At 46.0% G+C, this 14,623-nt stretch carries 3 protein-coding genes; all 3 read right to left on the bottom strand.

The annotated features are described in order from the left end of the window. Positions 1-45 precede the first annotated feature (45 nt). The 3 genes from A3OW_RS0108695 to A3OW_RS27755 are packed head-to-tail and all read right to left on the bottom strand — an operon-like array spanning position 46 to position 14,389. Complete coding sequence (locus tag A3OW_RS0108695; protein WP_020563046.1) at positions 46-525, bottom strand: hypothetical protein; 480 nt, start codon at positions 523-525, stop codon at positions 46-48. A 10-nt stretch (positions 526-535) separates the two neighbouring features. Then, the gene (locus A3OW_RS0108690; protein ID WP_157385847.1) at positions 536-7,633 is read right to left on the bottom strand and encodes an Ig-like domain-containing protein; all 7,098 of its coding nucleotides are present in this window, start codon (positions 7,631-7,633) and stop codon (positions 536-538) included. A 24-nt stretch (positions 7,634-7,657) separates the two neighbouring features. Beyond that, complete coding sequence (locus A3OW_RS27755; protein ID WP_157385846.1) at positions 7,658-14,389, bottom strand: hypothetical protein; 6,732 nt, start codon at positions 14,387-14,389, stop codon at positions 7,658-7,660. Positions 14,390-14,623: the final 234 nt, after the last annotated feature.

Genomic DNA, 14,623 nt, shown 5'->3' with positions numbered 1-14,623 from the left:
AAAGCTATCCTTCGCAACTGGATTGTATTCAGGGGACCTCTATTATTAATGTCTTGCTCGAATCTGTTTTTCAGCAGAATGCTGCTCATCTAGCGGCTGAGATTTTGGGGGCATGTCCTGAGCCAATGAATTGCCCAATGCCTGCAGGCCTCTAATTAGCGCATCAATCATCCGAGTTTCATTGGGTTCTGTTTCGTTATTTGGCAAAAGTACAGCCTTAAATCCGTGTGTCATGAACGCCTGGAATCTTGCTTTAATTACCTTTGGCATCAGTAAAGCAAAGGCATCAAAACTTTCGGCGGCCTGCTCTATTTCTCCTTGAGCATTGTTGCCCGGTGGATCAAATTGATTTCCAGTTTCGTTCAGCTTTTGATTTTGGCTGTCCTGGCCCCAACTATTGCTCGAACTGCTGTCTTGCTTGGTTTCATGAATAATCAATTTCGATGAGCCCGCATAAACAACACAAGCAGGAGCCAATGATAAAACTGTTGAGAATAGAATCACGAAGGACAAGTTTTTGCTCATCAACATCCCCTTAATAATTAACGACAATTGAAACTGGGGTTGACTCTACCTTGGCATCATCAAGAGCAGTGATAGTGACATTCGCAGATTGAGGCGTACTGCTTTTGCCAAAGCTAATTCGGTAGGATGTCGCACCGATTGGCTGGTCATTGACCTGCCAGGCATAGCCAACAATCTTTCCATCCGAATCTGTACACTTGGCCTCGGCATAAACCACATAGGCATTTGGAATGGCGGTTAATAGGCAGGAAGGTGGCTGGTTTGGCACAAGTTGCAACTGCTCCGTTACGGTAGCCGTTTCACCCATCTTGCTATTCAACGTGTAACTGATGGTGTGATCACCTGGCTCGGTAATGGTGGAGACCATATAGCTTCGATTGGTGTATTCGTCGATCGTTGTACCATCGATCTTCCATATCTGATTTACTACCGAATCCAACGGGTGTCCACCGTAAATGGTCGGGCGAACAGTCACAGTCATTGGGGCACGTTCATAGATGTTCGATTTCCCAATCTTAATCGTTGGCGCATAAGGAACTGCGGGCTCTGCAATGACATGCTGGGTCAATATTGTTCGATGTCCACGAGTATCGCGAATCATTACTGACACATCATATTCGCCGGCGAAGATTACCTGTCCAGCGGCTCGATTTGGGAACGCATCGTTTTGGCGTCCATCTACATTTTGCGGGAAAGACCACTCATAAATTAGACCTTCAAAACGACGCCCCATATCAGGACGATCATGTGTAACGATCAGATTGATATCTGATGGGGCCTGTATCGTTTGCTGTTTGAGCGCAATCGAGAAATTTGGCCATAAGTATTCCCAAGGTACGTAGTTGAGAGCGGTTTCCTTGGTCGTCGTGTCCTTAAACCCATCAACCCAAGCTCTGAATAAGAGGGGCTTTGGATCGACCAAATCTGATTGTGAAGGAGACCAACTTAAATTATCCCCTGGCACGGTATTGCCATTGGGTAATTGCCATTCTGACTTAATGGCGTGAACACTTTCCATCGCCCCCCAGGAGGGTTTTACAATGCCTTCGTATTGGTAGGTTTTTCCAACTTCGACATCACGAGGACCTTTTAACAATACTGCGGGTGCATCAGGGGTTTTAACTACCAAGTAATGCCGTGCTACGGACCAAGCATACTTGTCATCCGCACGCGTATCTGAAGGTCTAGACCTCAAGGTTATATTTACCTTGCCTTCCAGCTCTTCGGTAATAGCAACAGATGAACCATCGGCTGTGGTTTTGCCGCTTGGCGCTTCAATGATCCATTCATTGACAGTGTCATTTGTAAGCTGTCCATCTCTAAATAGTTCAGCTGTCAGCAATGCGGTATAGCCTGGCGATACGTGTCGAGGCCCTGTTATCGCTGACTCCAGTCTCGAATAAGCCCAAACCTCGACAGGCGTGGTATAGCTTTCCACCAGCGTGTTCTTGTTGATCATCTTGGCGCGAACCTGACGTTTGCCAGGCGACTGCATGGACACTATTCTACGAGTCGTATTGGACTTTTCGATCGCTGTCCAAGTCAATCCATCGTCTTCACTTTCTTCCCAGGCGATCTCCTTCAAAGCAACGCGATTGTCCTGCGTCATGACAAGGTTCAAGGTAAACGTTTTGGGGGCTGGGCCATCCAGCGACTTGCTCGTAACTTGGCCTTCGATGGGCGAACCCTTAACAACTTCAATGTAGCGAGTTGGTGAGCTTAATGTAGTATTCAGCCCATCTACATTAGTCACTAATTCGGCCACGGCTGTCAGCTTCATGAACAGGTTGCCGGCAGGATTGATTTGAAACTCCGCCACCCCATCTGTTAAGTCCTGCATTTCTGTAACAGGAACCTTTACGCTTTGCGTATTAGTCTGAGCAACAATTTGGGCACGCCACTGACCCATCGTAGCAGCGGAATAACTCATCACGTTATTGATGTATTTACCGACATTGACGCGCACTGTGATGTTCTCGGTATCCGGAGTAACTTTAGGCGCATCCAGGGTTAACTTCATATTGCTCTCGGCGCCACCAACCGCGGTGATCACTTTTTCGGTGTAAACCGACGGATAATCTTGCCAGGCAACCCGAAGCGTAACAGGCCTTTGTTCCAGTAGGCCAAGGTTTGGCGTATAGATCCAATATGAGCTATCGCTAACAATATCGTTACGAACAAAGCCTTGTTGCGCATCAGTGACCGTGAGCTTCATTTTGGCGTTTGTCGGCACACCGGCAGAAATTGTGGTTCTAGTAATCGGCTGATTTAACGGAACGTAATACTTGCCGTCGCTAATCGGATATCCACCCTTTAGTTTGATGATAGGCGGAGGAATGTCATTGACTGTGATTAGCTGTTCGCCGGCCGCAATAGCAGACTTCAGGCCGTCGGCGAAAACACGACTGACAACGTATAAAATTGTCTGAGTACCAGTTGTCCCAATCGTGCCGGTAATTTTGTACTGATTGAATGCCAAAGATTTCATTAATCCGAAGTCATCCTGGAACTCAGCGATACAAGTCCTTTTACTTTTTGCCGCTTCAGCTTGTGCAACTGATACATCAGAATACAAGGTACATGTAGTCCCCGAGTCTTGGATAAAAACGAGGCTTAGCTTTTCAACGCCAACATAAATGTCGGCATCGCCAGTAAATTTGAATGTCGGTTGGATTAAGGGATCAACATGGACGGTTTTAACCAAAGTCTCCGAATCGTAACGAGTCCCTTTTATCCAACGCGATATTATGACCTTGACCTCAAAATCACCTGGAGTACCAGGGTGACCGGATAACGTTGGCAATTCGTTGGTGTCTATCCCCGGCACCATATCCGATAGAGTCGTGGTCATAATCACATAGCATTTTCTCTGGTTTACCTCTGCTTCTGCTTGTATAACAGTAAGTGGACAAGCCGTATCTGCTGATGGTTGTAATGATGCATCGACACGACCTTCAGATTGGAATACAGAAGTTGGGGAAACCATCAAATTAGGCATGGGCGGTTCTTTGACCAAAAATGATTTGGCTTGAATTTTCGTGCCGCTGCTTCCTGTAATGCTGAGTTCAGCAGTGTAATAACCTCCAGGCAAACCATTTGCGGTCAAAGATATCGGCAAATCTAGGCCTGGATCAAGCGAACCGAGATCTTTTGTATCAACAACTGATGTCCCTTTTTTTATGACCAGGGAACCAGTCATTGGCGCATTACAACCATAACCCTTATAGGTTGTGTCAAAGGTTATGTCCTCATATGACAAGACACTTGGGACATTTAGGGAAGCGATAACAGCTGGGACACAGGCAACTTCAATGGTTTGAGTGACCTCGCCCATTTTGAGCATTTGTGCTCCATTCGATTTTTGGATTTCCGCAGTGACAGGAAAACTTCCACCGTCGGTGATAATGCCCGTCAAATAAGGTAAGGAACCGGAATTATTCTCGGTCATTCCAGGAGGAATGCTCGTGAACTTGACATAACACAAACTTGGATCGGCTAGGGCTGCAGCAAGATCGGTCGTGAATGGACAATTAGCCGCTGGAGGATTAGAAAGCGAAGCCTTAACCTGAGTATCCTGGCCTACCGTAATATTTAGGCTAGGCGTAATAGTTAAGATCGGCAAAGCCACTGGATCGACAGAAAAACTTTGCTGCCATGAATCACCATCTGCATAGGTAATCACATCATTAACCATATTCAGGTTAAAGATGTAGGGGCCTCCAACCGAAATAGGCAAAGGATTGATCGTAAACGTCTTGATGAGGTTACTCCCAATTCCAGGCAAGAAAAGATTATCAATCAAGAAAACTTGGGTGCCGTTCCCATCTTTTACATCGAGGTTGGCAGCAACGCCCGTAGCACATTGCGGAACACTGTAGTCGATAGTGACATTTATGGGTGTTTGCTCTAGATAGCTACTGGCAAGACTGACACCGTTGATGTAATTTTTGCAGTAGACATAAATATCACCAGTCCCGTTAAGCATTGCACCGACTTTATCACTGACACTATAAGTAAACGTAAAGTGACCTGATGTTGCACCATCACTTGGCGGGGTATAGGTAAATTTGTCACCATTCAATGACACTACCCCATTACTAGGCTGCGTCAGAACAGCAAAGGTGAAATTATCATCCTGCCCCGCCTCTTTATTGGGATCTGTTACTGCGGGCACTTGAGCCGAACTTGCAGTAGTCGAGGTTGGCGAAGTCAATATCAGTGACGTCGCTGTAGCCGCTCGATTGGCATAGCCTGATGCTTGGTTGCTGTCAGCGCCGACTAGAGAACCAACAGCGGTTCTTACGGTGTAGTAATAAACGGAAACACCGGCTACGCTGTTGTCATCATAGGTGATGGAAGGCGCGGAGACAGTGCCTATTTTAGTAGCAGCACCTGTTGACGTTGTCGAGCGCCAAACTTCATAGGATGTCGCATCGGTCACGGCAGACCAATTCAATCTAACTAAATCGGTAACCGTCCCCTGAGTTGCCACTAAGTCCGAAACGACACCAGGAACTTTACCCCAGCCTTCGGCCTGATCTGAGTCAGGCGAGACACCCAGGAGGTTTTTGCCTACTACCGTATACAAATAATGAGTAATGCCTGAAACTGTAGTGTCATCATAAGTCGGCGACGAGGAAGAACCGATGAGTGTCCCTTTGGTTCCGACAGTTGTAGACCTATAAATGTCATAGGTTGATGCGGCAGAATCAGCATTCCAGGTGATAGTCGATTTGCCGTACTGAGTACCTTGAGTAGCTGTTACTCCGGTAATTTTAGAAACCGGAATTACCGCAAAACCCATGACTTCATTACTGGATAGTGATTTGACAGTCCCAACAACAGTCTTAACCGTGTAGAAATACTGGGTCATGCCAACAGTCGTCGTATCTTCATAATAGCCAGTTGCTAGAGCGCCGGTAGTAGTGATTAGTGTTGCCGTTCCACCGGAAGACGTTGCTCGCCATATTTCATAGCCCGTGGCATCGACGTTTTTAGTCCAAGTCAACCCAACTTTTGATTGAAGCGTACCTTGAGTTGCCGTCAAATCGGTAATTGTTGTTGGAACTTTACCCCATCCTTCGGCTTGGGCGGAATCAGGGGCCGTACTGATCAGGTTTTTAGCAACGGCAGTATAAAAATAATGTGTTGATCCGGATACAGACGTATCGTCGTAGGTATTCGTCCCAACGGTGACAAGAAGTGTGCCTTTGGTACCGACAATTGTAGAACGGTAAATGTCGTAACTTGCCGCAGCGGAATCGGCTTTCCAGCTGACTGTAGATTTTCCGTAGAGAGTCCCTTGTGTCGCTGTCACACCGGTTACTGGTGAGACTGGGACGATCGCATAACCCATCGCTTCATTACTTGGAGCTGAAACCGTGGTTCCAACTACGGCTTTAACAGTGTAGTAATAGCGCGTCATTCCAACAGTCGTCGTGTCTTCGTAATAACCAACAGCCATGGCGCCGACCGTGCCGATTTGAGTGGCAACACCGCCTGATGTTGTTGCTCGCCAAATTTGATAGCCTGTGGCATCTGGGTTTTTAGACCAACTCAAACCGACCTTACTCTGCAAAATCCCTTTTGTGGCTGTTAAGTCGGTAATGTTGGTTGGAACTTTTCCCCAACCCTCGGCCTGAGCGGAGTCAGGAGACGTGAACGAAGCATTCTTTGCAACAACCGTATAAAAATAATGGGTTGATCCAGATACTGTCGTGTCATCATATGCTGTTCCAATAAAGCCGGCGCTAATGATACTGCCCCTAGTTCCTGCCGATGTAAACCGGTAAATGTCATAGCTGGTAGCAGACGCAACGGCTGACCAGCTAACCGTTGATTTTCCATACAAAGTACCCTGTGTCGCTGTTACGTTTTGGGGTTGACCAAGCACATTAACAGTTGCCGAACCAGTAAAAGTTGCGCCAGCCATGTCTGTAACTCGATACATAAAGGAATAACTGCCACCCGTTCCAGTTGCCACAGGGGTGTAACACACCTTATTTGAAACGCTAGCGGCAGTACCAATTGTTGGCTGACTAAGAATCGTGAATGTAAACGTATCCCCCTGTGACATATTGGCATCTGTAACCGAAGGAGTTACACATTGCTGACTGCCACCAACAGCAGCATTGATCGTTGCTGATGAAGACGTAGGCGCAAGATTCGCATGCCCAGGGTCTTGATTACTATTAGGCCCAGGACCGTTTATATTTTTTGGAATTACCTTGTAGTAATAAACGGTGGCAACATACTGTGTATCCGAATAACCCGGTGTTGTTGTATTGGCAATCAGAGAACCCAGTGTCCCTGATGCAGTCGAGCGATAAATATCGTAGCTATCGGTCGACGTTGATGCAGACCAAGTAAGATTAACCGCATTTGTTACCGTTCCATCCGTTGCACTCAAATTCGATATTTGAGATGGAGGTGGGACGGGGTTAGTTACCGTACCCGAAGCCGTACCATCCAGAACACTGCCTGCCTTGTCTGTAACGCGAATCGTAAAACTGTAATTTTGTGTTGGTCCCGAAGCGGGAGGCGTGTAACAAACCTGATTGCCGGATACGTAAGCACTACCCACGGCCGGTTGAGAAACCAAAAAGTAAGTAAGAACTTCAGGTACAGTAGTGTTTGGTTGGTACTGGTTTGGATCAGAGACACTTATCGTAGTACATACTGTGCCACCGCCAATAGTAGAACCCGGCATTGAGGCACTTAATGCAGTTGGGGGATTGTTGGCCCAACCACGGTCTGTATAGCCATTGCACCATAAATAGAGTGATGGACTTGCAACTTCCATGTAGTAGTCGTAACTTTGACCAGGGGTTCCACCGGTATCTTCCGCATACAGGTAGTAATATCCACCGGGAACATATCTAGAGAAATAAAGCGTCCACGTAGAGGCTGAAGGGAGCTTCCTATAATGCAACTCATAATGGTTGTAACTCACATAGCTACAACTACCTCCTGAAACAAACGAATGAATAACCTTGTTAATTTGGGTTCCATCAGTCGCAGTGGAGTTAATAAGGGCCTTTGCATTTCCCGCATACAGTGTTGCAAACAGCAGCAGTAAAGCAGAAAGGACTTTTCTGATTGATGACATGACCGATAAACCTTTGGTGAGAAATTAGTAGTTGATAGTGATGGATACAGGGTCTGATGAGTCTTTAGCATCATCAATGGCGGTGATAGTTGCCTTGGCTGATTGAGGCGTACCGGTTTTGCCAAAGCTAATTCGGTAGGATGTCGCACCGATTGGTTGGTCATTGACCTGCCAGGCATAGCCGACCACCTTTCCATCCGCATCCGTGCACTTGGCCTCTGCATAAACCACATAGGCATTCGGAATGGAGGTTAATAGGCAGGTTGGCTTTTGGTTGGCGACTAAATGTAGCGACTGGCTCACAGTAGCGGTCTCACCCATCTTGCTATTCAGCGTGTAACTGATGATGTGATCGCCTGGCTCGGTAATGGTGGAAACCATAAAGCTTCGGTTGGTGTAATCATCAATCTGCAAGCCATCGACTTTCCATATTTGACCAACTACTGAATCAAGCGGATGTCCGCCGTAAATGGTCGGGCGAACGGTCACAGTCATTGGAACACGATCAAAGTAATTGGATTTTCCAACCTTAATCGTCGGTGCATAAGGAATGGCCGCATCTGCAACGACATGTTGGGTCAAAAGGGTTTGGTTTCCTCGGGAATCGCTAATTTTGACCGTGATGCCATATTCGCCCGCGTATACTGCCTGTCCAGCGGCACGGTTTGGGAATGCTTCGTTTTGACGGGCATTTACATTGGCAGGGAAAGTCCATTCATATTTCAGATCTTCAAATCGCCTATTCATATCAGGACGATCGTGACTTACGATGAAGAACAAATCCGCGGGGGCTTGAACAGTTAATTGCTTGAGCGCAATCGAGAAATTAGGCCAAACATATTTCCAAGGCACATAGGAAACGGTAGTTTCCTTGGTAGTGGATTCCTTGAACTCATTAACCCAGGCTCTAAATTTCAAAGGCTTAGGATCGACCAAATCTGATTGTGAAGGAGACCAATCAATTTCACTTCCGGCAACTATGCGACCATCAGGCAACTCCCATTCAGACCCAATCGTGTGAACACTGGGCACAGTGCCCCAGGAGGGACGCGTTGTACCAACATAGTGATAGGTTTTTCCAACTTCGACATCACGAGAACCCGCGGCCGAAACAGAAGGATATGAAGGAATCTTGGTGGTTATGACATGGCGATCTATAGTCCATGCGTATTTATCATTCGCGCTGGTATCAGACGGCCTGGCCCTTAAAGAAATGAAGATTTTATTTTCTGTGCTGTCATTAATGGTTACGGTTGCACCCGAAGCTGTCTCGGTTCGATCGTGATACTCAACCATCCAGTCATAAGCTGCGTCAGCTGTTGCTTTTCCATCGCGATAGAGCTCTGCGCTGATGGTTACTGGGTAACCAGGTGCAACATGACTTGGGCCAATAATGTTTACGTCGAGCTTTGAGTATGCCCACACCTCTACAGGCGTGGTATAACTTTCGATGCCAGTTTCACTGACCATTTTTACCCGAATCAATTTGCGGCCGGGTGTTCGCATTCCGATACTGACTCTAACAGGGCTCAACGCTTCAATTTCCTGCCATGTTGCCCCGTTATCGAGACTTTCTTCCCAGTGGGTTTCTTTTAATGCGACCTTGTTATCGACGGTCATATCAAGGTCGAGCGTAAACACCTTCGGAGCGGGCGCTTCGAGTTGTTTCGCGATAATGGTTCCGACCAAAGGCGCAGTATTGACTATGCCAACATATTTGGTTGATGACTGAATTGGGTAACGCAATCCATCGATTGACGAGACAATATCGGCTGACGCCGATATTTTCATAAACAGCTTATTAGCTGGATTTATTTTGAACTCGGCCTCGCCATTCACTAAATCGACGACATCGGATACAGGTGATCTAGCTGAATTATTCGTTTCAACGAACAATTGCCCTTTCCAATCACCCAACATTGTTTTGTCATAAATAAATCCGGCAGCGGTGTATTGCCCGATTTTTACCTTAGCTACTAACTCATCAGTGCTATTGGCCGTCTGCGGAACTTCGACGATAAGTTTTGGCGTTCCTTGTGGTCCGCCAACAACTTTTAACAATTTTTCACTGAAGATAGATGGGTAATCCATCCATGCCACACGAACCTTGACATCGCGTTCCTGAAGCAAAGGTAGATTTTCTGTTGCTAGCCAAAAAGAGCTGCCATTAGTTACGTTATTTCTTGTGATGGGTTGAACGCCATCGTCGGAAGTAATTTTTACCTTGGCTGAAAGGATTGGGTTTGTGGATACGGTTAGTCGTGTGAAGGCAGAACCGGACTGAAGGAAATATTTGTCCTCAGCAATTTTGGCGCCTCCGGAAAATGCCATTCCAGGAGCGGGTGGTTCTGTAACCTGAACGGTATAAGAACCACTTCCTAATTGAAGGGACATTCCATCCGCATATATTCTGTTTACTGAATAAGAAATTGATTTATCGCCAACTGTCGCAAAAGCCCCATTCAGTTGAATGGAGTTTAAATTAACGGTTGGCTTTAATTCAGGAGGAAGCGAGAATGTTGCTAAACATGATTTCTTGCCAGCAATAGCATTTTTCAATGCATCGTCATAGTTCAAAAACAAATAACAATTGGTACCGTAAGTCTGTTTAAGCTCTAAATCAGACTTGGAAACACCAGTAAACATTTCTGTGGCGCCAGAAAATGCAAAGACTGGAATGCTATAACCTCTAACTACAAGCGTTTTTGTTACAGGCTTTGAATCGTATCGTTGACCATCAACCCAACGTGACACATTTAGGTCAATACCAAAATTTCCAGATTGCGAAGTGTATCCAGTTATTGAAGGCAGTCCATTGCCATCGATAACCGTCTGAAGTCCTGGGACCGAGTAGTTGAAGTAAACAAAACATTTTCTCGGATCGTTTTCCGCATCGCTTTGTGTCGAGGTAAGCGGGCAACTCTTGTCCTGAGAAGGAACAACCCCAATTGAAATTTTTGTCTCTCCTTGGTCAATAAGAGAAGGTGAAATTGAAATAGAAGGCAATGGTGTCTGTTTGACATTGAAAGCAAATGTCTTCGATGCTGTTCCTTCTGCGCCTTGAATTGATAAGTTGGCGGTATAACCCCCTTCTGACAATCCTTGACCAATCAATGAATATTCGAGATCACTACCAAAATCTGTGAGAGTGATTGGGCGCGATTCAACGGTACTTCCATCCTTATTGGCTGTAATAACAAAATTAGCTGATAAAGCACCATTACAAGCCAGCGCGTCATAATTAAATTTATAGGTAGGTTTAATATATGGCAGTAAGTTCGATGTCGTTGAAAACGAATTAATTGTTGGCTGTGGACAAGAAGCGGTTATAGTTTTTGACACCTTTCCGACGACAAATAAATATTGGCCGTTGAACTTACTAACCGTGGCATCAATAGTATATTGACCTGAATTTTGAATAATGCCGTGAAGCGAAGGTAAAGCGCCTGAATTATCCAGCGTTAATCCAGCAGGTGGCGTAGATAATTCAACCAAGCACTTAGAAGCATCCACCAGAGCAGTTGCCTTATCACTTGTAAATTGACAATTAACAACTGATGGGTTCTGCAAGGTAACGTCAATAGTATCTTGGCCATCAATTACCGAGGTTGACGGCAAGATACCCATGATCGGCAAATTAACGGGTTTCACAACCAGTTGAGCAGATTTTACATCTTCACCGATATCGGTTGATATATGAGCTTTAACGGAAAAAGTACCTGACTTAGATAAGCCCTTGGTATTGAATAAGGCAACATTACCTATGCCGCTGGTTATATTTTGTAAAACTGCTGACGACACGGAAACATTATTGTTATCAAGGATATTGATATCAATCTGCTTTGTTTTCGAACATGCCGGTATTGAGTAGGTTATTGAAGAGGAAAATTCCGTTGCAATCAGAACAGGTGTCGTTGGTGAAAGTGCTGAAATAGAAGGTGCTGTACACGAAACATTTACAGAACCATTTCCAGTAAATGTTTGACCGCCACGATCAGTAACAACGAACTTAAACGACAATGGACCTGAAAATGAGCCATCGGCAGGAGGCGTATATTTAAACTTCCCATTATTAATACTTACCATTCCGGAAGTGGTTTGTTCAGTAATCGCGAACGAAAGATTTTCGCCTTGTCCAGCATCAATATTAGGGTCAACGACGATGGGCGATGTTTCCGCGCTGGGAACATAGGATGTTGTGGATAGAGTGACTGATGCCGATGTCGTAGCGGCATTGGCGAATCCTTTTGCTTCATTCCCTACCGGTCCAACAGATCCTCCCACCCTTGTTTTAACGGTGTAGTAGTAATAAGCAACACCCTGGGTTGTTGAGTCAACAAAATCTGAGGATGTTGGATTTCCTATTAGAGTTGCAGAACCACCGCTTGCGACACTTCTCCAAACTTCGTAGCTCGAAGCTTCTGGATCTGCTGTCCAATTTAATGATATTGCACCAGTGACGGTCCCAAGACTTGCTGTTAATGTTGTAACCGGTGCTGGTTGTTTTGACCATCCAGCAGTTTCATTTCCTACCGGCCCAACAAGCGCACTCACTTTTGCCTTGATGGTGTAGTAATAGGCACTGCCAGGGAGCGCATTATTATCATCGTAGGAAGTAGTCGTACCGACAGTTCCTATTAGCGTGCCGGCGCCTCCGGAAATGGTTGCTCGATAAATCTCATACCCGGTTGCGTCAGGAAGGCTGACCCAAGTTAATTTAACCTTGGCATTCAATGTTCCTTGTGTAGCGGAAAGCGTATTGACTGCCGCCGGCAACTTGCCCCAACCTTCGGCTTGGGCGGAATCAGAAGCGCTGCCGGTGCCGTTCTTGGCAACTATCGTATAGAAGTAATGACCACCGCCAGTTGCAGTTGTATCATCGTAGTTAGGAAGGGCTAAATCAGAAGCAATGATTGTCCCTCTGACCCCTGAATTTGATGACCGGTAGAGATCATAAGTGACAGCATTGGCAGACGAAGACCAGGAGACTAAGATTTTGTCGTAATATGCTCCCTGGGAAGCTGAAACGCCTGTTACTTGATCAGGAATTGGCTGCTTTCCCCATCCTGAAACTTCGGCACTTATCGGTCCTTCCTCAGCGCCTACCATCGTACTGATTTTGTAGTACAAAGCACTCCCGAAACCAGTAGTTGAGTCTGTAAAACCGGGGACGGAAGAATTGCCTATTAAAGTAAAGGAACCACCTGAAACACTGGAGCGGTAAATGTTATAACCCGTTACATCCGGAACTGCTGTCCATGACAACGTAACAGCATCAATGATCGTACCTTGAGTCGCCGATAGCCCATCTATCGTAGCTGGTATTTTGCCCCAGCCCTCTGATTGACTGGAATCTGCTGCATTACCAGCGGCATTTTTTGCCACCACTGTATAAAAGAAGTGACTGCCACCAGTCGCCCCAGTATCGTCATAACTGAGAGTCAACTGGGTGGATGCGATCAATGAACCTTTGACACCTGTACTTGTTGAACGAAAAATGTCGTAAGAACTAGCATTAGCAGCAACCGGCCAAACAATACGCACCTTGTCATAATAGAGTCCTTGAGAAGCGGAAACACTAGTAACTTGATCAGGAACTGGTTGCTTTCCCCATCCAGCTGCTTCGTTACTTTGTGATCCTTCAATCATCCCAACGACGGCGGTCACTTTGTAATAGTAAGCGGTGCTAAAACCTGAAGTAGCGTCAGTGAAAGTTGGCGTTGTCGAACTGCCTAAAAGAGATAATGTACCGCCTGAACTGGGGGCGCGGTAAATTTTGTAGAATGTAGCATCAGTAACCGGTAACCAGGTCAGATCAACAGCATTGATTACCGTACCTTTAGTCGCCAAGAGTGTGCTGATAACCCCTGGAACTTTCATCCATCCTTCGGCTTGGGTGGAATCTGGTGAATTCCCCGTTGCATTCTTTGCAACAACTGTATAGAAATAGTTGGTGCCGCCTGTTGCCGATGTGTCATCGTAATTTAGTCCTGGCAAATCAGTTGCAATTGCAGTGCCTTTTACGCCAGAGATTGTCGAACGATACAGGTCGTAAGCAAATGCTCCGCTAGAAGCGGGCCATGAAACGCTTACCTTCTCATAGTAGATACCTTGAGAGGCAGTAACTCCAGACACTTGCGCTGGCGCGGGTTGCTGACCCCAACCTATAGCCTCATTACTCAGCGGCCCTTCAACTCCACCGACAATTGCCGTCGCTTTGTAATAATAAGCGGTCCCAAATCCGGACGATGCATCGTTATAAGAAGGTGTTGTAGATGTGCCAAGACCACTTAATATTCCACCAGAGCTGGTTGCTCGGTAAATGTTATAGCTTATTGCATTTGCGATTGGGTTCCATGTCAAATGAACAGCATTAATAACTGTCCCTTGAGTGGCTGCCAATGTGTCCACGGGAGGTACTATATTTCCCCATCCTTCAACCTGAACAGAATCTGGTGAATTACCAGATGCATTCTTGGCTACAACTGTGTAGAAGTAATGGGTAGCATTTGTAGTAGGATCGTCAAAAGTGAGAACCGTTAAATTTGAAGCGAGGACGAAACCTTTGGTGCCGGCTGTCGCGGATCGATAGACATCATACGCACTAGCCCGTGGCGCTGATGACCATGAAATCGTTACGCGTTGTAATAATGTTCCTTGAGTTGCCGTTACGCCTGTTACCTGAGACGGAGCTGGCTGTGCCCCCCATGCGGTCATGAAAAATGAAAATAACGTTAAAAAAGTAAAGATGCGCATTAGGATGATCCGTCCAGAATTTCTGATCATTAACACAAAATTAAAGCTGCTTGATAACTTCAAAAGGCCATGAAATAGGTGTGTCTTTTAATTTGCTTCCAGAGAGGTAGTGGTTTTGCTGATTGCGAATGTTTGAGCTTGTGAAGTAGTTACGAGGATGGGGGCTTGAATGGTCACCCGGGTCACAAAAGATGACTGGGTGAAAGCGTCTGCGAGACACTGCGAACCCAAAAT

Origin of the sequence: Methylosarcina fibrata AML-C10, assembly GCF_000372865.1 — a bacterium.
GTDB lineage: Bacteria > Pseudomonadota > Gammaproteobacteria > Methylococcales > Methylomonadaceae > Methylosarcina > Methylosarcina fibrata.
Note: the sequence above shows the minus strand (reverse complement) of the source record. Positions and strands in the feature narration are given on the sequence as shown.